Raw genomic sequence first — 21,931 nt, 5'->3', positions numbered from 1 at the left:
GAAACCCTGGGGCTTGCCCCGGGGTTTTTCTTTTTTTAACTCACCACAAATAAAACAGGGATTTTGACCATGAAACTCTTCGCTCAGGGCGCCACGCTCGATCTCACTCATCCGCATGTTATGGGGATCCTGAACGTAACGCCGGATTCGTTCTCCGACGGCGGTGCGCATAACACGCTGATTGAGGCGGTGAAACATGCGAATTTAATGGTGAATGCCGGGGCGACAATTATTGATGTGGGGGGGGAATCAACGCGACCAGGCGCGGCGGAAGTGAGCGTGGAAGAAGAGCTGGATCGCGTTATTCCGGTACTGGAAGCAATCGCGCAACGTTTTGAAGTGTGGATTTCTGTGGATACCTCTAAACCCGAGGTGATCCGTGAAGCGGCAAGGGCGGGCGCGCATATTATCAATGATGTCCGTTCGCTCTCCGAGCCCGGCGCGTTGGAAGCGGCAGCGGAAACCGGCTTGCCGGTCAGTCTTATGCACATGCAGGGCAACCCCAAAACCATGCAGGAGGCGCCGAAATATGACGATGTCTTTGCCGAGGTGAATCGCTACTTTATTGAGCAAATAGCACGTTGTGAGAAGGCCGGCATCGCAAAAGAGAAATTGTTGCTCGACCCCGGATTCGGTTTCGGTAAAAATCTCTCTCACAACTATACCTTACTGGCGCGACTGGGTGAGTTTCATCATTTTAACCTGCCGCTGCTGGTGGGCATGTCGCGTAAAACGATGGTTGGTCAGCTACTTAACGTGGGGCCATCAGACCGTCTGAACGGCAGCCTTGCGTGCGCAGTAATTGCCGCGATGCAGGGCGCGCAGATCATTCGCGTCCATGACGTCAAAGAAACCGTAGAGGCGATGCGGGTGGTGGAAGCCACTCTGTCTGCAAAGGGAAACAAACGCTATGAGTAATCGTAAATATTTCGGTACCGATGGGATTCGCGGACGTGTAGGCGATGCCCCTATTACACCTGATTTTGTGCTTAAACTGGGTTGGGCTGCCGGAAAAGTGCTGGCGCGTCATGGTTCGCGTAAAATCATTATCGGTAAAGATACGCGTATTTCTGGCTATATGCTGGAATCCGCGCTGGAGGCGGGCCTTGCCGCTGCGGGGCTGTCGGCCTCGTTTACCGGACCTATGCCAACGCCAGCCGTCGCCTATCTGACGCGGACTTTCCGCGCGGAGGCGGGTATCGTTATCTCGGCTTCGCATAACCCATTCTATGATAACGGCATTAAATTCTTCTCTATCGACGGTACGAAACTGCCTGACGATGTGGAAGAAGCCATCGAAGCCGAAATGGAAAAAGAGATCACCTGCGTAGACTCCGCCGAGCTGGGGAAAGCCAGCCGCATCGTCGACGCCGCCGGACGCTATATTGAGTTCTGTAAAGGCACCTTCCCGAACGAACTGAGCCTCAATGGCCTGAAAGTGGTTGTGGATTGCGCCAACGGCGCTACCTACCATATCGCGCCGAATGTGCTGCGCGAGCTGGGCGCGACCGTTATCGCCATCGGCTGTGAGCCAAACGGCGTCAACATTAACGAAGAAGTGGGCGCGACCGACGTGCGCGCGTTGCAGGCGCGCGTGTTGGCGGAGAAGGCGGACCTCGGCATTGCGCTTGACGGCGACGGCGACCGGGTCATCATGGTTGACCATGAAGGCGCAAAAGTCGATGGCGATCAGATCATGTATATCATCGCGCGCGAAGGGTTGCGCCAGGGGCAACTGCGCGGCGGCGCGGTGGGGACGCTGATGAGCAATATGGGGCTGGAGCTGGCGCTCAAGCAGCTTGGCATTCCGTTTGCCCGGGCGAAAGTGGGCGACCGCTACGTGCTGGAAAAATTGCAGGAAAAAGGCTGGCGCATCGGCGCGGAAAACTCTGGTCACGTTATTCTGCTGGATAAAACGACCACTGGCGACGGTATTGTAGCGGGGCTACAAGTTCTGGCGGCGATGGTGCGTAATCATATGAGTCTGCACGATCTGTGCAGCGGTATGAAAATGTTCCCGCAGATTCTGGTTAACGTGCGTTACACCGCTGGTAGCGGCGATCCGCTGGAAAATGAAGCGGTGAAAGCGGTAACGGCGGACGTAGAAGCCACACTCGGCAATCGTGGGCGGGTACTGCTACGTAAATCCGGTACCGAACCGCTGATTCGCGTGATGGTGGAAGGCGAGGATGAAGCGCAGGTTACGGCATTCGCTCATCGTATCGCGGATGCGGTAAAAGCCGTTTAAGCGTTTAAGTGACTAAAAAGGCGGCGGTTGCCGCCTTGCTGCACCTAAAAAACAACGCTTTTGCTGTTTTTTTCCGCAGTTGATACAATGCGCTTAAATTGCCCTTGCGAAGGTCATTCGCTTTGGTTAGTATTCACACCCGCTTCAGTGGGAAACAGTAAAAATCCCGCTTTATTGGTAGAAGCATTGGTACGCGGCAACTCCGCAAGGAACAGGTTGATTATGTACGAAGCTCTTTTAGTTGTTTTCCTTATTGTGGCAATTGGCCTTGTAGGTCTGATCATGCTGCAGCAAGGTAAAGGCGCTGATATGGGAGCCTCCTTCGGAGCAGGCGCTTCCGCTACGCTATTTGGTTCAAGTGGTTCTGGTAACTTCATGACCCGAATGACGGCGGTATTGGCGACGCTGTTCTTCATCATCAGTCTGGTGTTGGGTAATATCAATAGCAACAAAACCAATAAAGGGAGCGAGTGGGAAAATCTGAGCGCGCCGGCGAAGACCGAGCAGACTCAACCTGCCGCGCCGGCCCAGCCGGCCAGCGATATCCCGCGCTAATAGCAGTATCCGTGCCGAGGTGGTGGAATTGGTAGACACGCTACCTTGAGGTGGTAGTGCCCAATAGGGCTTACGGGTTCAAGTCCCGTCCTCGGTACCAATATTCCGAAAGAAAGACGCTGAAAAGCGTCTTTTTTTTCGTCTGTGACCCGTCAAATGATGTGGCATGTAGGCCTGATAAGCGTAGCGCCATCAGGCAATCAATGCCGGATGGCGGCGTAAACGCCTTGTTCGGCCTACAGTCATTATCCCTCATAAAAAAGGCCGCTTGCGCGACCTGTGAGAAATATCATTCGGTTACTTTGCATTGTTTTCCAGACTACCGACCTGCGGTAAACCGGTGGCGGACGATGTCGCCAGCAGGCCAGACTGCGCATAGCCATACAGTTTTTCACGCGTATCGGTGATGTCCAGGTTACGCATCGTCAACTGACCGATACGATCGTCTGGCGAGAATACGGAATCGCCTTTTTCCATGGTTAAACGTTCTGGCTTATAGGTCAGATTGTCGGATACGGTGTTCAGAATTGAGTAGTCGTTGCCGCGACGCAGCTCCAACGTCACTTCACCGGTAATCTGGCTGGCGACCCAACGTTGCAGGCCGTCACGCAGCATCAGCGCCTGCGAGTCGAACCAGCGGCCCTGATACAGCAGTTTACCCAACTGACGACCATGAGAATGATACTGTTCAATGGTGTCTTCGTTGTGAATACCGGTCAACAGACGCTCGTAAGCGATGTGCAGCAGCGCCATTCCGGGGGCTTCATAAATACCGCGGCTTTTTGCTTCAATGATGCGGTTTTCAATTTGGTCGCTCATGCCCAGGCCGTGGCGGCCACCGATGCGATTCGCTTCCAGCATCATCTCAACATCATTGCTGAAGGTTTTGCCATTCAGAGCAACAGGGTGACCCTGTTCAAAACGGATGGTGACTTCTTCTGCCGGGATCTTCACGCTTTCGTCCCAGAACTTCACGCCCATAATCGGGTTAACGATTTTGACGCTGGAGTTAAGAAACTCCAGATCTTTCGCTTCATGCGTGGCGCCGAGCATGTTGGAATCGGTGGAGTAGGCTTTTTCAACGGACATTTTGTAGTCGAAGCCGCAGGCAATCATAAATTCAGACATCTCATGGCGACCACCCAGCTCATCGATAAAGTGGGTATCCAGCCACGGTTTGTAAATCTGTAATTCAGCATTCGTCAGCAAGCCGTAACGATAGAAACGTTCAATATCGTTGCCTTTATAGGTGCTGCCGTCGCCCCAGATATTCACGCCGTCTTCTTTCATCGCGGCGACCAGCATCGTGCCGGTCACGGCACGGCCCAGCGGCGTGGTATTGAAATAGGTCAGTCCGCCAGTCGTATTATGGAAAGCGCCGCACTGAATCGCTGCGATCCCTTCTGCAACCAACTGCTTGCGGCAATCAATCAGGCGAGCATTCTCTGCGCCATACTCCATTGCGCGACGAGGAATGGCGTCATAGTCATCCTCATCCGGTTGTCCCAGATTCGCAGTATAGGCATATGGGACAGCTCCTTTTTGTCGCATCCACAGCAGCGCGGCGCTGGTGTCCAGACCGCCGGAAAAAGCGATACCAATACGTTGACCTGCTGGAAGATGCTTAAGAATCGTCGTCATAGAATAGAACCCTGCTTGATTGACTGATAATGAGATCGGTTTCTGCTTTAGTGCATTTTTATGCAAAATAAATGAGTTTTCATTTAATCATCTTTTAGCAGAGACAGGAAGCGTTTAGTGAAGGTTTACTGAAATAACGTTGTGAAATGCGTGTCTAAGCCGGAGAGATGGGATGAGTATAACGAAGAGTGATATTCATTCATCTGCATATTGGGAATAGGGTTGACATAACTCATGCCTGGTCACTATACTGTGCGCAGATTTTACGTCCCGTCCTCGGTACCAAATCCCAGCAGTATTTGCAAATTTTGCCCAAAACGAGTAAAATTTGCCACGTTTCAGGCGCGGGGTGGAGCAGCCTGGTAGCTCGTCGGGCTCATAACCCGAAGGTCGTCGGTTCAAATCCGGCCCCCGCAACCACTTTCCCTTAGAGTTCTTTTTCAAATATACTGTGAAGATTATGTCCTTCGTAGCTGGATTTGAAAAAAATTCTTTCGGAAGGTACACCAGACCGCCGTTGCGGTTATAGGGTTCAGTTATCTAAAGCCCCGATTTATCGGGGTTTTTTGTTATCTGACTACAGAATAACTGGGCTTTAGGCCCTTTTTTTATGTCTTGGGGGTGGGCTTGTCCACATTAGAGCAAAAATTAACAGAGATGATTACAGCGCCAGTTGAAGCCTTAGGCTACGAGCTGGTCGGCATCGAATTTATTCGCGGTCGCACATCCACACTGCGCATCTATATTGATAGTGAAGATGGCATCAATGTTGATGATTGTGCTGATGTGAGCCACCAGGTAAGCGCGGTGCTGGACGTTGAAGATCCTATCTCCGTGGCTTACAACCTTGAAGTCTCGTCACCGGGTCTCGACCGTCCTATGTTCACTGCCGATCATTATGCGCGTTTCCAGGGTGAAGAAGTCGCGCTGGTTCTTCGCATGGCGGTACAGAACCGTCGCAAGTGGCAGGGCATTATCAAAGCGGTGGACGGTGAAATGATTACCGTCACAGTCGAAGGCAAAGATGAAGTGTTCGCGCTGAGTAATATCCAGAAGGCGAACCTGGTTCCCCACTTTTAACAGTCTGGATGAGGTGAAAAGCCCGCGATGAACAAAGAAATTTTGGCTGTTGTTGAAGCCGTTTCCAACGAAAAAGCGCTGCCACGCGAAAAAATTTTTGAAGCGCTGGAAAGTGCGCTGGCGACAGCAACAAAGAAAAAATATGAGCAGGAGATCGATGTTCGTGTAGAAATCGATCGTAAAAGCGGTGATTTTGATACTTTCCGCCGTTGGTTGATCGTTGAAGAAGTGACCATGCCGACGAAGGAAATTACGCTGGAAGCGGCGCGCTTTGAAGACGAAAGCCTGAATGTCGGCGACTATGTTGAAGATCAGATTGAATCTGTCACCTTTGACCGTATCACCACGCAGACTGCGAAACAGGTTATCGTTCAGAAAGTGCGTGAAGCCGAACGGGCGATGGTTGTCGATCAGTTCCGCGACCAGGAAGGCGAAATCGTCACTGGCGTGGTGAAGAAAGTGAACCGCGACAATATCTCTCTGGAAATTAAATCCGAAGGGATGGCCGGTAGCGCTGAAGCGGTGATTCTGCGTGAAGATATGCTGCCGCGCGAAAACTTCCGCCCTGGCGACCGTATTCGCGGCGTGCTGTATGCTGTTCGCCCGGAAGCGCGTGGCGCACAGCTGTTCGTCACCCGTTCTAAGCCGGAAATGCTGATCGAACTGTTCCGCATCGAAGTGCCGGAAATCGGCGAAGAAGTGATTGAAATTAAAGCGGCGGCTCGCGATCCGGGTTCTCGTGCGAAAATCGCAGTGAAAACCAACGATAAACGTATCGATCCGGTCGGCGCTTGCGTGGGGATGCGCGGCGCGCGCGTTCAGGCGGTCTCTACCGAACTGGGCGGTGAGCGTATCGATATCGTGCTGTGGGATGATAACCCGGCGCAGTTCGTCATTAATGCGATGGCGCCGGCAGACGTCGCATCTATCGTGGTGGACGAAGATAAACATACCATGGATATCGCCGTTGAAGCCGGTAATCTGGCGCAGGCGATCGGACGTAATGGTCAGAACGTCCGCCTGGCTTCGCAATTGAGCGGCTGGGAACTCAACGTAATGACCGTTGATGACTTGCAGGCTAAACATCAGGCTGAAGCACATGCCGCTATCGAGATCTTTACTAAATATCTTGATATTGATGAAGAGTTCGCGACCGTTCTGGTAGAAGAAGGTTTCTCCACGCTCGAAGAACTGGCCTATGTGCCAATGAAAGAACTGCTGGAAATTGACGGCCTTGATGAGCCGACCGTTGAAGCACTGCGCGAGCGTGCTAAAAACGCACTGGCCACTCTGGCGCAGGACCAGGAAGCAAGCCTCGGTGATAACAAACCGGCTGACGATCTGCTGAATCTGGAAGGATTAGATCGCGATATGGCTTTCAAACTGGCGGCTCGTGGTGTTTGTACGCTGGAAGATCTCGCCGACCAGGGCATTGATGATCTGGCTGATATCGAAGGGTTGACCGACGAAAAAGCCGGTGAGCTGATTATGGCTGCCCGTAATATTTGCTGGTTCGGCGACGAAGCGTAATAAACTGTAGCAGGAAGGAACAGCATGACAGATGTAACCCTAAAAGCGCTGGCCGCAGAGAGACAGGTTTCCGTGGATCGCCTGGTACAGCAGTTTGCTGATGCAGGTATCCGGAAATCTGCTGACGACTCTGTGTCCGCACAAGAAAAACAGACTTTACTGGCGCACCTGAACCGCGAAGCGGTTTCTGGTCCCGATAAACTGACGCTGCAGCGTAAGACGCGCAGCACCCTGAACATTCCAGGTACCGGTGGAAAAAGTAAATCGGTACAAATCGAAGTCCGCAAGAAGCGCACCTTTGTGAAACGCGATCCGCAAGAGGCTGAACGCCTGGCCGCGGAAGAGCAGGCGCAGCGTGAAGCGGAAGAGCAAGCCCGTCGTGAGGCAGAAGAACAGGCCAAACGCGAGGCGCAACAAAAAGCTGAACGCGAGGCCGCAGAACAAGCTAAGCGTGAAGCCGCTGAAAAAGCGAAACGTGAAGCTGCGGAAAAAGACAAAGTGAGCAATCAACAGACTGACGATATGACCAAAACCGCCCAGGCCGAAAAAGCCCGCCGTGAGAATGAAGCTGCAGAGCTGAAGCGTAAAGCGGAAGAAGAAGCACGTCGCAAACTCGAAGAAGAAGCGCGTCGTGTAGCAGAAGAAGCTCGCCGCATGGCGGAAGAAAACAAATGGACCGCAACGCCTGAGCCAGTAGAAGACACCAGTGACTATCATGTCACCACTTCTCAGCACGCGCGCCAGGCCGAAGACGAAAACGATCGTGAAGTTGAAGGCGGTCGTGGTCGTGGCCGTAATGCAAAAGCGGCGCGTCCGGCGAAAAAAGGCAAACATGCCGAATCCAAAGCCGATCGCGAAGAAGCGCGTGCTGCGGTTCGCGGCGGTAAAGGCGGCAAGCGTAAAGGGTCTTCTTTACAGCAAGGCTTCCAGAAGCCCGCTCAGGCCGTTAACCGTGACGTGGTGATCGGTGAAACCATCACCGTTGGCGATCTGGCGAACAAGATGGCGGTGAAAGGCTCTCAGGTCATCAAAGCGATGATGAAGCTGGGCGCCATGGCCACCATCAACCAGGTCATCGACCAGGAAACCGCACAGCTGGTTGCCGAAGAGATGGGCCACAAAGTTATCCTGCGTCGTGAAAACGAACTGGAAGAAGCGGTAATGAGCGACCGTGATACCGGCGCTGCGGCTGAACCGCGCGCACCGGTTGTGACCATCATGGGCCACGTTGACCACGGTAAAACCTCTCTGCTGGACTACATTCGTTCCACGAAAGTGGCCTCTGGAGAAGCGGGCGGCATTACCCAGCACATCGGTGCGTACCACGTTGAAACTGACAACGGGATGATCACCTTCCTGGACACCCCGGGTCACGCCGCGTTTACCTCGATGCGTGCTCGTGGTGCGCAGGCAACGGATATCGTGGTTCTGGTGGTAGCGGCAGACGATGGCGTGATGCCGCAGACTATCGAAGCTATCCAGCACGCGAAAGCGGCAGGTGTGCCGGTCGTGGTTGCGGTGAACAAAATCGATAAGCCGGAAGCCGATCCGGATCGCGTTAAGAACGAACTGTCCCAGTACGGCATTCTGCCGGAAGAGTGGGGCGGCGAGAGCCAGTTCGTTCACGTGTCTGCGAAAGCAGGTACCGGTATTGACGAACTGCTGGACGCTATCCTGCTGCAGGCCGAAGTTCTGGAACTGAAAGCGGTACGCAAAGGTATGGCGAGCGGCGCGGTGATCGAATCCTTCCTGGATAAAGGTCGTGGTCCGGTGGCTACCGTGCTGGTTCGTGAAGGTACGCTGCATAAGGGCGATATCGTGCTGTGTGGCTTCGAATACGGCCGCGTGCGTGCGATGCGTAACGAACTGGGTCAGGAAGTGCTGGAAGCGGGTCCGTCCATTCCGGTGGAAATCCTCGGCCTGTCCGGCGTTCCGGCTGCGGGTGACGAAGTGACCGTCGTTCGCGACGAGAAGAAAGCACGTGAAGTGGCTCTGTATCGTCAGGGTAAATTCCGTGAAGTTAAACTGGCGCGTCAGCAGAAATCTAAACTCGAGAACATGTTCGCCAACATGACCGAAGGCGAAGTTCACGAAGTGAATATCGTGCTGAAGGCCGACGTACAGGGTTCTGTGGAAGCGATCTCCGACTCCTTGCTGAAACTGTCTACCGACGAAGTGAAAGTGAAGATCATCGGTTCTGGCGTAGGTGGTATCACCGAAACCGACGCGACCCTGGCTGCGGCATCCAACGCCATTCTGGTGGGCTTCAACGTTCGTGCCGATGCCTCTGCGCGTAAAGTGATCGAATCTGAAAGCCTGGATCTGCGTTACTACTCCGTCATCTATAACCTGATCGACGAAGTGAAAGCGGCGATGAGCGGTATGCTGTCTCCGGAACTGAAACAGCAGATCATCGGTCTGGCTGAAGTGCGCGATGTGTTCAAATCGCCGAAATTCGGCGCGATCGCGGGCTGTATGGTTACCGAAGGTACGATTAAACGCCATAACCCAATCCGCGTACTGCGCGACAACGTGGTTATCTATGAAGGCGAGCTGGAATCCCTGCGCCGCTTCAAAGATGACGTTAACGAAGTCCGTAACGGCATGGAATGTGGTATCGGCGTGAAGAACTACAACGACGTTCGCGTTGGCGATATGATCGAAGTATTCGAGATTATCGAGATCCAACGTACTATCGCTTAATCTTCGTCGTCTTTTGGGCCGCAACGGCGTTGGCTGCGCTCGCTCACCCCGGTCACATAGTTATCTATGCTCCCGGGGATTTACGAGCTTGCCGCCTTGTTGCAATCCAAAATCCTTAGAAGATGATTAGGTGTAGGCCGGGTAAGCGAAGCGCCACCCGGCAAGAAATTTAAAAAGGGGCTTATGGCCCCTTTTTTGTCTTTATTCTGGAGAATTTATTATGGCGAAAGAATTTGGTCGCCCTCAGCGCGTAGCGCAAGAGATGCAGAAAGAGATCGCGCTCATCCTGCAACGCGAAATCAAAGATCCACGTGTAGGTATGATGACCACCGTATCGGGTGTTGAAATGTCCCGCGATCTGGCATACGCCAAAGTATTCGTGACGTTCCTCAACGATCAGGACGAAGCGGCTGTGAAAAACGGCATTAAGGCCCTGCAGGAAGCGTCTGGTTTCATCCGCAGCTTGCTGGGTAAAGCGATGCGTCTGCGCATCGTACCGGAACTGACCTTCTTCTACGACAACTCGCTGGTGGAAGGGATGCGTATGTCCAACCTGGTGACTAACGTGGTGAAACATGACGAAGAACGTCGTGTGAACCCGGACGACAGCAAGGAGGACTGATGAGTCGTCCTCGTCGTCGTGGCCGCGACATTCACGGCGTTCTGCTGCTGGATAAGCCGCAGGGTATGTCCAGCAATGACGTGCTGCAGAAGGTTAAGCGCATCTACAATGCCAACCGCGCCGGGCATACCGGCGCGCTGGACCCGCTGGCGACCGGCATGTTGCCGATTTGCCTCGGCGAAGCGACAAAATTTTCGCAGTACCTGCTGGATTCTGACAAACGCTATCGTGTTATTGCCCGTCTGGGGCAGCGCACGGATACCTCTGACGCCGATGGTCAAATCGTGCAGGAGCGTCCGGTGACTTTCAGCGCTGAGCAGCTTGCGAGCGCGCTGGAGACCTTTCGTGGGGATATCGAACAGATTCCCTCGATGTATTCGGCGCTGAAGTATCAGGGCAAGAAGCTGTACGAATATGCCCGCCAGGGTATCGAAGTGCCGCGCGAAGCCCGCCCGATTACCGTCTATGAGCTGCTGTTTATTCGCCATGAAGGTAACGAGCTGGAGCTGGAAGTTCATTGCTCCAAAGGCACCTATATTCGTACCATTATTGATGATTTAGGTGAGAAACTGGGCTGTGGCGCGCACGTAACGTACCTGCGTCGTCTGACGGTCAGCAAGTATCCGGTGGATCGTATGGTGACGCTGGAGCATTTGCAGACGCTGGTAGCACAGGCGGAGCTGCAGGGCGTTCCAGCGGCGCAGTTGCTCGATCCATTATTGATGCCAATGGACAGTCCAGCTTCGGACTATCCTGTTGTTAATCTGCCGTTAACATCTTCGGTATACTTCAAAAATGGCAACCCGGTTCGTACCACGGGCGCGCCGTTGAAGGGACTGGTTCGTGTGACGGAAGGTGACGACGATAAATTTATCGGTATGGGCGAAATTGACGACGAAGGCCGTGTCGCGCCTCGTCGGCTGGTAGTAGAGTACCCAGCGTAATGTCGCTTCGTCTTGCGATAAGAGAGCGCTGCGAGTAGAATACCGCCGCTTAACGTCGCGTAAATTATTTAACAGTTTACGCGGCGTACACTGGGATCGCTGAATTAGAGATCGGCGTCCTCTCATTCTTAAATACTTTGGAGTTTTAAAATGTCTCTAAGTACTGAAGCTACAGCTAAAATCGTTTCTGAGTTCGGTCGTGACGCAAACGACACCGGTTCTACCGATGTTCAGGTTGCTCTGTTGACTGCACAGATTAACCACCTGCAGGGTCACTTTGCAGAGCATAAAAAAGATCACCACAGCCGTCGTGGTCTGCTGCGTATGGTTTCTCAGCGTCGTAAACTGCTCGACTACCTGAAACGTAAAGATGTTGCACGCTACACCGCGCTGATTGAGCGTCTGGGTCTGCGTCGCTAATTCTTTCGAGTTTCAGAAAGAGGGGGCCTTCATGGCCCCTTTTTTCCAGCAGATGGCAGCAATTCGCTGGAAACTAATGTATTGTTGCTATGAATGATCTTCCGTTGCAGAGGTTCGCGCGGCTAATGAGAGGCTTTACCCATATCAGGGTTAGGGTTGTCATTAGTCGCGAGGATGCGCAGAAGATCGGGTATTAACGACGGCGCGTATTGTGCCGTCAAAAATTGGAAAGGATATTATTTTGCTTAATCCGATCGTTCGTAAATTCCAGTACGGTCAGCATACCGTTACGCTGGAAACTGGCATGATGGCGCGTCAGGCCACTGCCGCTGTTATGGTAAGCATGGATGACACCGCGGTCTTCGTTACCGTTGTCGGCCAGAAAAAAGCCAAGCCAGGCCAGGACTTCTTCCCACTGACCGTTAACTATCAGGAGCGTACCTACGCTGCTGGTCGTATCCCGGGCAGCTTCTTCCGTCGTGAAGGCCGTCCAAGCGAAGGCGAAACCCTGATCGCGCGTCTGATTGACCGCCCGGTTCGTCCGCTGTTCCCGGAAGGCTTCGTTAACGAAGTGCAGGTTATCGCGACCGTCGTTTCCGTTAACCCGCAGGTTAACCCAGACATCGTTGCCATGATCGGCGCATCCGCTGCGCTGTCGCTGTCCGGCATTCCGTTCAACGGCCCAATCGGCGCGGCGCGCGTAGGTTACATCAATGACCAGTATGTGCTGAACCCGACCCAGGACGAGCTGAAAGAAAGCAAGCTGGACCTGGTGGTTGCCGGTACCGAAGCAGCTGTGCTGATGGTGGAATCCGAAGCTGAACTGCTGAGCGAAGACACTATGCTGGGCGCGGTAGTATTCGGTCACGAGCAGCAGCAGGTTGTTATCCAGGCGATCAACGATCTGGTGAAAGAAGCCGGTAAACCGCGTTGGGACTGGCAGCCGGAAGCCGTCAACGACGCGTTGAACGCGCGTGTTGCTGCGCTTGCTGAATCTCGTCTGAGCGACGCGTACCGCATCACCGACAAACAAGAGCGCTATGCTCAGGTTGACGTAATCAAATCCGAAACCATCGAGCAGCTTATTGCAGAAGATGAAACTCTGGATGCTAACGAGCTGGGCGAAATCCTGCACGCTATCGAGAAAAACGTGGTGCGTAGCCGCGTACTGGCAGGCGAGCCGCGTATTGATGGCCGTGAAAAAGACATGATCCGTGGTCTGGACGTGCGCACTGGCGTACTGCCGCGTACTCACGGTTCCGCTCTGTTTACCCGTGGTGAAACGCAGGCGCTGGTGACCGCGACTCTGGGTACTGCCCGTGACGCGCAGGTGCTTGATGAACTGATGGGCGAACGCACTGACAGCTTCCTGTTCCACTACAACTTCCCTCCGTACTCCGTAGGCGAAACCGGCATGGTCGGTTCTCCGAAGCGTCGTGAAATTGGTCACGGTCGTCTGGCGAAGCGCGGCGTGTTGGCAGTGATGCCGGACATGGATAAATTCCCGTACACCGTTCGCGTGGTGTCTGAAATCACCGAATCCAACGGTTCTTCCTCTATGGCTTCCGTGTGCGGCGCTTCTCTGGCGCTGATGGACGCTGGCGTGCCAATTAAAGCCGCCGTAGCAGGTATCGCCATGGGTCTGGTGAAAGAAGGCGACAACTACGTTGTACTGTCTGACATTCTGGGCGATGAAGATCACCTGGGCGATATGGACTTCAAAGTGGCGGGTTCCCGCGACGGTATCTCTGCGCTGCAGATGGATATCAAAATTGAAGGTATCACCAAAGAGATCATGCAGGTTGCGTTGAACCAGGCTAAAGGCGCGCGTCTGCACATCCTGGGCGTGATGGAACAGGCGATCAACGCGCCGCGTGGCGATATCTCTGAATTTGCGCCGCGTATCCATACCATCAAGATCAGCACGGACAAGATCAAAGACGTGATCGGTAAAGGCGGTTCTGTGATCCGCGCGCTGACTGAAGAGACCGGCACCACCATCGAAATCGAAGATGACGGTACTGTGAAGATCGCGGCGACCGACGGTGAAAAAGCGAAATACGCTATCCGTCGTATCGAAGAGATTACCGCGGAGATCGAAGTCGGCCGTATCTACAATGGTAAAGTGACCCGTATCGTTGACTTTGGCGCGTTTGTTGCCATCGGCGGCGGTAAAGAAGGTCTGGTTCACATCTCTCAAATCGCGGATAAGCGTGTAGAGAAAGTGACCGACTATCTGCAGATGGGTCAGGAAGTCCCGGTTAAGGTTCTGGAAGTTGACCGCCAGGGCCGTGTACGTCTGAGCATTAAAGAAGCAACCGAGCAGTCTCAACCTGCGGCTGCGCCGGAAGCTCCGGCGAGCGAACAGGCCGAGTAAGGTAGCCTTTTGCCCTCCGCAGCGCGGAGGGCTTTAGACCTGGCTGGACGCCTTGTTGAGCCACCGGGGAACAGGACGTTCATTCAATCGTTGTCTTCGGGAGTGGGAAATGAAGCCTTTTTTGCGCTGGTGTTTCGTTGCGACAGCACTTACGCTTGCAGGATGCAGTAATTCCGCCTGGCGTAAAAGTGAAGTCCTCGCAGTACCATTGCAACCGACTTTACAGCAGGAAGTGATTCTGGCGCGTATGGAACAGATTCTTGCCAGTCGGGCTTTAACCGATGACGAACGCGCACAGCTTTTATATGAGCGCGGAGTGTTGTATGATAGTCTTGGTTTGAGGGCATTAGCGCGAAATGATTTTTCACAAGCGCTGGCAATCAGACCGGATATGCCTGAAGTATTCAATTACTTAGGCATTTATTTAACGCAGGCAGGCAATTTTGATGCTGCCTATGAAGCGTTTGATTCTGTACTAGAGCTTGATCCAACTTACAACTACGCGCACTTAAACCGCGGTATCGCATTGTATTACGGCGGCCGTGATAAGTTAGCGCAAGATGATCTGCTGGCGTTTTATCAAGACGATCCCAATGATCCTTACCGCAGCCTGTGGCTGTATCTTGTTGAGCAGAAGCTTAATGAGAAGCAGGCGAAAGAAGCGTTAAAAGCACGCTTCGAAAAATCGGATAAAGAGCAATGGGGATGGAACATTGTCGAGTTCTACCTGGGCGACATTAGCGAAGCAACGCTGATGGAAAGGCTCAAGGCGGACGCAACGGATAACACCTCGCTCGCTGAGCATCTCAGTGAAACCAACTTCTATTTAGGTAAGTATTACCTAAGTCTGGGGGATTTGGACAGCGCCACGGCTCTGTTCAAACTGGCGGTGGCCAACAACGTTCATAACTTTGTTGAGCACCGATACGCATTGTTGGAATTATCGCTCCTGGGCCAGGACCAAGATGACCTGGCAGAATCGGACCAGCAATAGCTGACGAACATATCAGCCCGTAATCTTTTTGATTGCCATCACCTTCGCGGGTGAGGGCGTTGTTGTTCGTTAATACACCTACTTTGAGCCGGTTCACACTTTTCAATGAAAATTGCAGATCAATTTCATGATGAGTTATGTAGACTGGCCGCCATTAATTTTGAGGCACACGTACTACATGGCTGAATTCGAAACCACTTTTGCAGATCTGGGGCTGAAGGCTCCTATCCTTGAAGCCCTTACCGATCTGGGTTACGAAAAACCATCTCCAATCCAGGCAGAGTGCATTCCGCATCTGCTGGGCGGTCGCGACGTGCTGGGCATGGCCCAGACCGGTAGCGGCAAAACCGCAGCGTTCTCTTTACCGCTGCTCAACAATCTTGATCCTGAGCTGAAGGCACCTCAGATTCTGGTGCTGGCGCCAACCCGCGAACTGGCGGTACAGGTTGCCGAAGCCATGACGGATTTCTCTAAACACATGCGCGGCGTAAACGTGGTTGCCCTGTACGGCGGTCAGCGTTATGACGTGCAGTTACGCGCCCTGCGTCAGGGGCCGCAGATCGTTGTCGGTACGCCGGGACGTCTGCTTGATCACTTAAAACGCGGCACCCTCGACCTCTCTAAACTGAGTGGTCTGGTGCTGGATGAAGCCGACGAAATGCTGCGTATGGGCTTCATCGAAGACGTTGAAACTATTATGGCGCAGATCCCGGAAGGTCATCAGACCGCTCTGTTCTCCGCCACCATGCCGGAAGCGATTCGTCGCATTACCCGCCGCTTTATGAAAGAGCCGCAGGAAGTGCGCATTCAGTCCAGCGTGACTACCCGTCCTGACATCAGCCAGAGCTACTGGACGGTGTGGGGCATGCGTAAAAACGAAGCGCTGGTACGTTTCCTGGAAGCGGAAGACTTTGATGCGGCGATTATCTTCGTGCGTACCAAAAACGCGACCCTGGAAGTAGCAGAAGCTCTGGAACGTAGCGGCTACAACAGCGCCGCGTTGAATGGCGATATGAACCAGGCGCTGCGTGAGCAGACTCTGGAACGCCTGAAAGATGGTCGTCTGGACATCCTGATCGCTACCGACGTCGCGGCCCGTGGTCTGGACGTTGAACGTATCAGCCTGGTGGTGAACTACGATATCCCGATGGATTCCGAGTCCTACGTTCACCGTATCGGTCGTACCGGCCGTGCGGGTCGCGCCGGTCGCGCGCTGCTGTTCGTTGAGAACCGCGAGCGTCGTCTGCTGCGCAACATCGAACGCACCATGAAGCTGACCATTCCGGAAGTGGAACTGCCGAACGCAGAACTGCTGGGTAAACGCCGTCTGGAAAAATTCGCCGCGAAAGTTCAGCAGCAACTGGAAAGCAGCGATCTGGATCAGTACCGTGCGCTGCTGGCGAAAATCCAGCCGTCTGCTGAAGGCGAAGAGCTGGATCTCGAAACGCTGGCCGCCGCACTGCTGAAAATGGCGCAGGGCGAGCGTCCGCTGATTCTGCCGCCGGATGCGCCGATGCGTCCTAAGCGTGAATTCCGTGACCGTGACGACCGTGGTCCGCGCGATCGTAATGACCGTGGCCCGCGTGGCGACCGTGAAGAACGTCCGCGTCGTGAACGTCGTGACGTTGGCGATATGCAGTTATACCGCATTGAAGTGGGCCGCGATGATGGTGTTGAAGTTCGTCATATCGTGGGCGCTATCGCTAACGAAGGCGACATCAGCAGCCGTTACATTGGTAACATTAAGCTGTTCGCGTCTCACTCCACCATCGAGCTGCCGAAAGGTATGCCGGGCGAAGTGTTGCAGCACTTCACGCGTACCCGCATTCTGAACAAGCCGATGAATATGCAGTTGCTGGGTGATGCGGTTCCGCACGCGGGCGGTGAACGTCGCGGCGGCGGTCGTTTTAGCGGCGAGCGCCGTGAAGGCGGCCGTGGCGAAGGCCGTGGTTTCGGCGGCGAACGTCGTGAAGGCGGTCGTGGTGATGGTCGTCGCTTCAGCGGCGAGCGTCGTGAAAGCCGTGGTCCGCGTCGTGATGACTCTACCGGTCGCCGTCGTTTCGGCGGTGGTGATGCGTAAGCGCCACACGTAATTAGCGTAAAGTAAAATATACAGCCCCGATCGTCACAATCGGGGCTTTTTTTATTTCCTTTGTACTCATGTACTGGTACAGTGCAGCGTATTGAGAGATAGTCACACTATAAATGACTGGAGAGAGGGCTGCATGGCAACACTTACCACTACCCAAACGTCACCTTCGCTGCTTGGCGGCGTGGTGATTATCGGCGGCACCATCATTGGCGCGGGGATGTTCTCCCTGCCGGTGGTCATGTCCGGGGCGTGGTTCTTCTGGTCGATGGCGGCGCTGGTCTTTACCTGGTTTTGTATGCTGCACTCCGGGCTGATGATCCTCGAAGCCAACCTTAACTACCGCATTGGTTCGAGTTTCGACACCATCACCAAAGATCTGTTGGGGAAAGGCTGGAACATTGTCAACGGCATTTCTATTGCCTTTGTGCTCTACATCCTGACTTATGCCTATATCTCGGCGAGCGGCTCAATTCTGCATCATACCTTTGCTGAGATGTCGCTGAACGTTCCGGCGCGAGCGGCAGGGCTTGGTTTTGCGCTGCTGGTGGCGTTTGTGGTGTGGTTAAGCACCAAAGCGGTTAGCCGTATGACGGCGATTGTGTTGGGCGCGAAAGTGATTACTTTCTTCCTGACCTTCGGCAGCCTGCTGGGGCACGTTCAGCCTGCCACGTTGTTTAACGTGGCTGAAAGCCACGCGTCATATACGCCGTATCTGCTGATGACGCTGCCATTTTGTCTGGCCTCTTTTGGCTATCACGGTAACGTACCGAGCCTGATGAAATATTACGGCAAAGATCCGCGCACCATCGTCAAATGCCTGATTTATGGGACGTTACTGGCGCTGGCGCTCTATTCCGTCTGGCTGCTGGGGACGATGGGCAACATCCCGCGTCCGGAATTTATCGGCATTGCGCAGAAAGGCGGCAATATTGATGTGCTGGTACAGGCATTGAGCGGCGTGCTGAACAGCCGCAGCCTGGATCTGCTGCTGGTGGTGTTCTCTAACTTTGCGGTCGCCAGTTCCTTCCTGGGCGTGACGCTGGGGCTGTTTGACTATCTGGCGGATCTGTTTGGTTTTGATGACTCGGCAATGGGGCGTTTTAAAACCGCACTGCTGACGTTTGTGCCGCCAATTGTCGGCGGCCTGCTGTGGCCGAATGGCTTCCTGTACGCCATTGGTTATGCAGGTTTAGCGGCAACTATCTGGGCGGCCATTGTACCGGCGCTGCTGGCGCGTCAATCCCGCAAGCGCTTCGGTAGCCCTAAATTCCGCGTCTGGGGTGGTAAGCCGATGATTGCGCTGATTCTGGTGTTTGGTGTCGGCAACGCGGTTATCCATATCCTGTCGAGCGTTAACCTGCTGCCGGTGTACCAGTAACGTTATTGTGCCGGATGGCGGTTGCACCTTATCCGGCCTACTTGATGCTGTAGGCCCGGTAAGCGAAGCGCCACCGGGCAAAACAACGCGCTACCCCAACAATTCCTGCTTCACATCCATCGCCAAATCAAACGAATGCAGGCGTGCCTGGTGGTCAAAAATCTGCCCGTTGACCATAATTTCATCCGCCTGGGTTTCCCGCAGGATGGATTCCAGCCCGTGGCGGACTTTCGCCTTATCACCGACCAGCGACATACTCAGCGCCTGTTGCACGCCATACTGCTCGGATGGCGACCAGAAGGTCTCCATATTCTCAATCGGCGGCGGCAGTTGGCCGGTTTCCCCACGGCGTAGCTTCACAAAAGCCTGCTGCATAGAGGTAAACAGGAATTCGGCGTCGCGGTTGCTGTCGGCGGCGATAATATTGATACACACCATCGCGTACGGTTTTTCCAGCCGCGCTGAAGGTTTGAACTGGGTACGGTACAGATGCAGCGCCTGGAACAACATATCCGGCGCGAAATGCGAAGCAAAGGCGAACGGCAGGCCAAGCTGGGCCGCCAACTGTGCGCTATACAGGCTGGAGCCCAACAGCCAGACCGGGATCTGCTCGCCGTAGCCGGGCACCGGGCGCACATGCGGATTAGGGTCGCGAGCGTCGAACCAGTCCACCAGCTCTGCGACATCGCGTGGAAAGTTATCGATATCGCCGCTCATATGGCGACGCAGCGCGCGCATCGTCGGCTGATCGCTACCCGGCGCGCGTCCCAACCCTAAGTCGATACGTCCCGGGTAGAGCGTATTCAGCGTGCCGAACTGCTCGGCAATCACCAGCGGTGAATGGTTAGGCAGCATCACGCCGCCGGAGCCAAGATGTAATGTTGTGGTATTGGCCGCCAGATAACCAATCAATACCGAGGTCGCCGCGCTGGCGATACCGGTCATGTTGTGATGTTCTGCCAGCCAGTAGCGGTGATAACCGCGCTTTTCAGCCAGCCGTGCGAGATCAAGCGAGTGCGTGAAGGTTTCTTTTGCCGAAGAACCTTCAGGGATCGGCGCCAGATCCAGCACCGAGAACGGAATAGTTTTATCAGTCATAACGGCTCACTTTGTTACCGGTTAATCTTTTAATACTGCATTAAAGATTAGCGAATGTTGTTAACAAAGTGAGCTTTATGAGACTGACGGCAAAAACAATACCCGATGGCGCTGCGCTTATCAGGCCTACGGGATCGCTATTTGTAGGCCAGATAAGGTATTTATGCCGCCATCCGGCTAGGCCTGTAGCTCCAGCCCGGCCAGCCGCTTCCAGTAGCCGTTACAGTCGCTATGCGCGGCAAGCGGTAATGGTGCGCCGCCGTTTTCGTTAGCGCGAAAGGCATCAAGCATGGCAAATGTCTCCGTCCCCAACGGCGACAGCCGCACGATATCGACCAATCCCTGCATCGACGTCAGTTCGTTGCCAAGGTTATAGACATAGCCGCTCATGGTCTGAATACCGTTAAGCACAAACACCTGCTGATTCTCTTGCGAGAGCACGTCACGACCGTTTGGATACTTGATACAGCAGGTTTCGCACTCATCTTTCGGACGGTCTTCCGAACGGGCGGTAAAGCAGCGAGCGGAGTAGGCCAGCGGCAGATGGCCGTAGCTCAACACTTCCACTTCAAACTGATTGCGGATGCCCAGTTCATCGCACTGATTAAGCAAATTCACCAGCCAGTCGCGAGACAGCTCCACTGGCATACACCAGCGTACCATGCCTTCTTTCAGCAACCGGCGCAGCGTGACCGCGTTGTAGCAGTTCAGCGCATGGCCGGCGACAAACGGCAGTTTGCGCTCGGCGCACAGATTCACCACGCCAAGATCGCTGGCTTCCAGCAGAAAATCGCCGTTGTCCACATAGCGTTTCAGCTCGCTTAATTCAGATGACGCCTGTACCAGCGCCAGGGTGGAGAGCGCCACCTGCTTACCGCTGGCGGCGAGGGATTTCGCCATTTCCAGCCAGTCGCCGACTTTGGTCGCGCGACGCTTGCTGCACACCGCTTCACCCAGATAAATGACATCAGCGCTGCTTTTTGCGGCCTGCTGATAAAAATCTTCCAGCGTCTCTTTCGGCCAGTAATAAAGTACCGGTCCTAAGGAATATTTCATAGCTCCTCTCACTGCCATTTACGGTGATATGCGCCAAGCGTGGTTTGGGTGCCTTCGGACATCGCGCCGAGCGTCTCCATCCAGTCGCGCTGTGGAACGAAGTTTTGCGGGGCGGCTTTGCAGCGATCTATCGCCTGGCGCCACACTTTCGCCACCTGGCTGACATAGGCCGGGCTGCGCTGGCGACCTTCGATCTTCACCGAAGCGATGTTCGCCGCCATGAGCTCCGGCAGTAGTTCCAGCGTGTTCAGGCTGGTTGGCTCCTCCAGCGCGTGATAGCGCTCGCCGTCCACTAAATAGCGGCCTTTACACAGCGTTGGGTAGCCCGCGTTTTCGCCATCCTGGTAACGGTCAATCAGGACATCATTCAGGCGCGATTCCAGCCCCTGCGGCGTTTGCTGCCAACGGACAAAGCGGGCGGGCGAGCAGGCGCCGACGGTATTGGGCGACTCCCCCGTCAGATAAGAAGAAAGATAGCAGCGACCTTCCGCCATAATGCACAGGCTGCCAAACGCGAATACCTCCAGCGGCACCGGCGTGACGCGGGCCAGTTGTTTTACCTGGTGAATCGACAGTACACGCGGCAGTACTACACGGTGGACATCAAAGTTGCGGTGATAAAAGCGAATCGCCTCTTCGTTGGTTGCCGAAGCCTGAACGGAAACATGGCGCTCAATATGCGGGTAACGCTCTGCGGCATATTCCAGCATAGCGAGGTCGGCGAGAATCAACGCGTCGGCGCCAAGCTGCGCCGCCATATCCACGGCGCGCTGCCAGCGGGCATAGCCGTCCGGATGTGCAAAAGTATTAATGGCGATGTGTAATTTGCGGCGATGCTGGTGAACAAAACTCACCGCTTCCTGCAATTTTTTTTCGGTAAAGTTAAGGCCGGCAAAATGACGGGCATTGGTGTCGTCTTTTAACCCGATATAAACGGCGTCAGCGCCGTTTTCGATGGCCGCCTTCAGCGCCGGGAGATTTCCGGCAGGGCAGAGCAGCTCCATAATTTATCCTGAGGGTTACGTCTGAGACGCAAAATTGTTAACGAACAGGGATTTTAGTTAACCTTGCTGCGACAATTTTTGATTTAAGGCAGTTAAAGGCGTATTGGTAACACCAATAATGGGGTAGAAAATCAGACCCAATTGTTGATTTACGCCGCCATGTGATTTATTGGATATGGCAAAATAACA

General features: G+C 54.2%; 18 protein-coding genes and 2 tRNA genes. 16 read left to right on the top strand and 4 right to left on the bottom strand.

What is annotated here, in order from left to right; all coding sequences use genetic code 11:
* The first annotated feature begins 69 nt into the window (after nucleotides 1-69).
* The 4 genes from folP (at nucleotide 70) to ACLD4K_RS02750 (ending at nucleotide 2,903) form a co-directional block, all read left to right on the top strand.
* Nucleotides 70-918, top strand: a complete 849-nt coding sequence (gene folP, locus ACLD4K_RS02765; RefSeq protein WP_000764711.1) for a dihydropteroate synthase — start codon at nucleotides 70-72, stop codon at nucleotides 916-918.
* Nucleotides 911-2,248 carry a phosphoglucosamine mutase gene (gene glmM / locus ACLD4K_RS02760; RefSeq protein ID WP_000071159.1) on the top strand — a complete coding sequence of 446 codons (1,338 nt, stop codon included), beginning with the start codon at nucleotides 911-913 and terminating at the stop codon, nucleotides 2,246-2,248. The genes folP and glmM overlap by 8 nt, the downstream gene beginning before the upstream one ends.
* A gap of 222 nt (nucleotides 2,249-2,470) precedes the next feature.
* Nucleotides 2,471-2,803 carry a preprotein translocase subunit SecG gene (secG, locus tag ACLD4K_RS02755; protein ID WP_000272679.1) on the top strand — a complete coding sequence of 111 codons (333 nt, stop codon included), beginning with the start codon at nucleotides 2,471-2,473 and terminating at the stop codon, nucleotides 2,801-2,803.
* Nucleotides 2,804-2,816: 13 nt separating this feature from the next.
* Nucleotides 2,817-2,903, top strand: a tRNA-Leu gene (locus tag ACLD4K_RS02750).
* A gap of 197 nt (nucleotides 2,904-3,100) precedes the next feature.
* Here ACLD4K_RS02750 and argG read toward each other — a convergent pair.
* Nucleotides 3,101-4,444, bottom strand: a complete 1,344-nt coding sequence (gene argG / locus ACLD4K_RS02745) for an argininosuccinate synthase (protein WP_183059371.1) — start codon at nucleotides 4,442-4,444, stop codon at nucleotides 3,101-3,103.
* A 343-nt stretch (nucleotides 4,445-4,787) separates the two neighbouring features.
* Here argG and ACLD4K_RS02740 point away from each other — a divergent pair.
* The 12 genes from ACLD4K_RS02740 to mtr all read left to right on the top strand — a co-directional run bounded on the left by ACLD4K_RS02740 (nucleotide 4,788) and on the right by mtr (nucleotide 18,584).
* A tRNA-Met gene (locus ACLD4K_RS02740) sits at nucleotides 4,788-4,864 on the top strand.
* 207 nt (nucleotides 4,865-5,071) lie between these two features.
* Nucleotides 5,072-5,524 carry a ribosome maturation factor RimP gene (gene rimP / locus ACLD4K_RS02735; protein WP_000105461.1) on the top strand — a complete coding sequence of 151 codons (453 nt, stop codon included), beginning with the start codon at nucleotides 5,072-5,074 and terminating at the stop codon, nucleotides 5,522-5,524.
* Nucleotides 5,525-5,551: 27 nt separating this feature from the next.
* Nucleotides 5,552-7,054, top strand: coding sequence for a transcription termination factor NusA (gene nusA / locus ACLD4K_RS02730; protein WP_411011356.1), 1,503 nt, complete (start codon nucleotides 5,552-5,554; stop codon nucleotides 7,052-7,054).
* Nucleotides 7,055-7,078: 24 nt separating this feature from the next.
* Complete coding sequence (gene infB, locus ACLD4K_RS02725) at nucleotides 7,079-9,757, top strand: translation initiation factor IF-2 (protein WP_411011355.1); 2,679 nt, start codon at nucleotides 7,079-7,081, stop codon at nucleotides 9,755-9,757.
* A gap of 220 nt (nucleotides 9,758-9,977) precedes the next feature.
* The gene (rbfA, locus tag ACLD4K_RS02720; protein WP_001040208.1) at nucleotides 9,978-10,379 is read left to right on the top strand and encodes a 30S ribosome-binding factor RbfA; all 402 of its coding nucleotides are present in this window, start codon (nucleotides 9,978-9,980) and stop codon (nucleotides 10,377-10,379) included.
* Nucleotides 10,379-11,323: a tRNA pseudouridine(55) synthase TruB gene (gene truB / locus ACLD4K_RS02715; RefSeq protein WP_411011354.1), complete on the top strand. Its 945-nt coding sequence runs from the start codon at nucleotides 10,379-10,381 to the stop codon at nucleotides 11,321-11,323. Before rbfA ends, truB begins: the two co-directional genes overlap by 1 nt.
* Nucleotides 11,324-11,473: 150 nt before the next feature.
* Nucleotides 11,474-11,743, top strand: coding sequence for a 30S ribosomal protein S15 (rpsO, locus tag ACLD4K_RS02710; protein WP_000059465.1), 270 nt, complete (start codon nucleotides 11,474-11,476; stop codon nucleotides 11,741-11,743).
* Nucleotides 11,744-11,984: 241 nt separating this feature from the next.
* On the top strand, nucleotides 11,985-14,120 hold the full coding sequence (gene pnp / locus ACLD4K_RS02705; protein ID WP_001670767.1) for a polyribonucleotide nucleotidyltransferase: 2,136 nt from the start codon (nucleotides 11,985-11,987) through the stop codon (nucleotides 14,118-14,120).
* A gap of 109 nt (nucleotides 14,121-14,229) precedes the next feature.
* On the top strand, nucleotides 14,230-15,114 hold the full coding sequence (gene nlpI / locus ACLD4K_RS02700; RefSeq protein ID WP_000802069.1) for a lipoprotein NlpI: 885 nt from the start codon (nucleotides 14,230-14,232) through the stop codon (nucleotides 15,112-15,114).
* 105 nt (nucleotides 15,115-15,219) lie between these two features.
* Nucleotides 15,220-15,300, top strand: a complete 81-nt coding sequence (gene yrbN, locus ACLD4K_RS02695) for a protein YrbN (RefSeq protein WP_010723222.1) — start codon at nucleotides 15,220-15,222, stop codon at nucleotides 15,298-15,300.
* The gene (gene deaD / locus ACLD4K_RS02690) at nucleotides 15,293-17,194 is read left to right on the top strand and encodes an ATP-dependent RNA helicase DeaD (RefSeq protein WP_411011353.1); all 1,902 of its coding nucleotides are present in this window, start codon (nucleotides 15,293-15,295) and stop codon (nucleotides 17,192-17,194) included. Before yrbN ends, deaD begins: the two co-directional genes overlap by 8 nt.
* A gap of 145 nt (nucleotides 17,195-17,339) precedes the next feature.
* Nucleotides 17,340-18,584 (top strand): tryptophan permease, encoded by a 1,245-nt coding sequence (gene mtr / locus ACLD4K_RS02685; RefSeq protein ID WP_411011352.1) that lies wholly within the window; start codon nucleotides 17,340-17,342, stop codon nucleotides 18,582-18,584.
* A gap of 90 nt (nucleotides 18,585-18,674) precedes the next feature.
* On the opposite strand, the gene ACLD4K_RS02680 is transcribed toward mtr, so the two are convergent.
* From ACLD4K_RS02680 to ACLD4K_RS02670, 3 genes are all read right to left on the bottom strand, one after another.
* A complete protein-coding gene (locus tag ACLD4K_RS02680) occupies nucleotides 18,675-19,682 on the bottom strand; it encodes a luciferase-like monooxygenase (protein ID WP_411011351.1) in 1,008 nt (335 codons plus the stop codon).
* Between the two features lie 177 nt (nucleotides 19,683-19,859).
* Nucleotides 19,860-20,756 (bottom strand): U32 family peptidase, encoded by an 897-nt coding sequence (locus ACLD4K_RS02675; RefSeq protein WP_001540959.1) that lies wholly within the window; start codon nucleotides 20,754-20,756, stop codon nucleotides 19,860-19,862.
* Nucleotides 20,747-21,742 (bottom strand): peptidase U32 family protein, encoded by a 996-nt coding sequence (locus ACLD4K_RS02670; protein ID WP_000421309.1) that lies wholly within the window; start codon nucleotides 21,740-21,742, stop codon nucleotides 20,747-20,749. Before ACLD4K_RS02670 ends, ACLD4K_RS02675 begins: the two co-directional genes overlap by 10 nt.
* Nucleotides 21,743-21,931 lie beyond the last annotated feature (189 nt).

The sequence above is a fragment of the Salmonella sp. 741265055_HSA genome (assembly GCF_046569525.1).
GTDB classification, from domain to species: Bacteria; Pseudomonadota; Gammaproteobacteria; order Enterobacterales; family Enterobacteriaceae; genus Salmonella; species Salmonella enterica.
This window is presented reverse-complemented; position numbering and strand designations above follow the sequence as displayed.

What these genes read in the sequence shown, in the direction of transcription:
- rpsO (WP_000059465.1), top strand. Translation starts at nt 11,474, where the DNA reads ATGTCTCTAAGTACTGAAGCTACAGCTAAAATCGTTTCTGAGTTCGGT.
- secG (WP_000272679.1), top strand. Translation starts at nt 2,471, where the DNA reads ATGTACGAAGCTCTTTTAGTTGTTTTCCTTATTGTGGCAATTGGCCTT.
- nlpI (WP_000802069.1), top strand. Translation starts at nt 14,230, where the DNA reads ATGAAGCCTTTTTTGCGCTGGTGTTTCGTTGCGACAGCACTTACGCTT.
- glmM (WP_000071159.1), top strand. Translation starts at nt 911, where the DNA reads ATGAGTAATCGTAAATATTTCGGTACCGATGGGATTCGCGGACGTGTA.
- truB (WP_411011354.1), top strand. Translation starts at nt 10,379, where the DNA reads ATGAGTCGTCCTCGTCGTCGTGGCCGCGACATTCACGGCGTTCTGCTG.
- ACLD4K_RS02680 (WP_411011351.1), bottom strand. Translation starts at nt 19,682, where the DNA reads ATGACTGATAAAACTATTCCGTTCTCGGTGCTGGATCTGGCGCCGATC.
- argG (WP_183059371.1), bottom strand. Translation starts at nt 4,444, where the DNA reads ATGACGACGATTCTTAAGCATCTTCCAGCAGGTCAACGTATTGGTATC.
- rbfA (WP_001040208.1), top strand. Translation starts at nt 9,978, where the DNA reads ATGGCGAAAGAATTTGGTCGCCCTCAGCGCGTAGCGCAAGAGATGCAG.
- yrbN (WP_010723222.1), top strand. Translation starts at nt 15,220, where the DNA reads ATGAAAATTGCAGATCAATTTCATGATGAGTTATGTAGACTGGCCGCC.
- ACLD4K_RS02670 (WP_000421309.1), bottom strand. Translation starts at nt 21,742, where the DNA reads ATGGAGCTGCTCTGCCCTGCCGGAAATCTCCCGGCGCTGAAGGCGGCC.
- ACLD4K_RS02675 (WP_001540959.1), bottom strand. Translation starts at nt 20,756, where the DNA reads ATGGCAGTGAGAGGAGCTATGAAATATTCCTTAGGACCGGTACTTTAT.
- mtr (WP_411011352.1), top strand. Translation starts at nt 17,340, where the DNA reads ATGGCAACACTTACCACTACCCAAACGTCACCTTCGCTGCTTGGCGGC.
- deaD (WP_411011353.1), top strand. Translation starts at nt 15,293, where the DNA reads ATGGCTGAATTCGAAACCACTTTTGCAGATCTGGGGCTGAAGGCTCCT.
- nusA (WP_411011356.1), top strand. Translation starts at nt 5,552, where the DNA reads ATGAACAAAGAAATTTTGGCTGTTGTTGAAGCCGTTTCCAACGAAAAA.
- infB (WP_411011355.1), top strand. Translation starts at nt 7,079, where the DNA reads ATGACAGATGTAACCCTAAAAGCGCTGGCCGCAGAGAGACAGGTTTCC.
- folP (WP_000764711.1), top strand. Translation starts at nt 70, where the DNA reads ATGAAACTCTTCGCTCAGGGCGCCACGCTCGATCTCACTCATCCGCAT.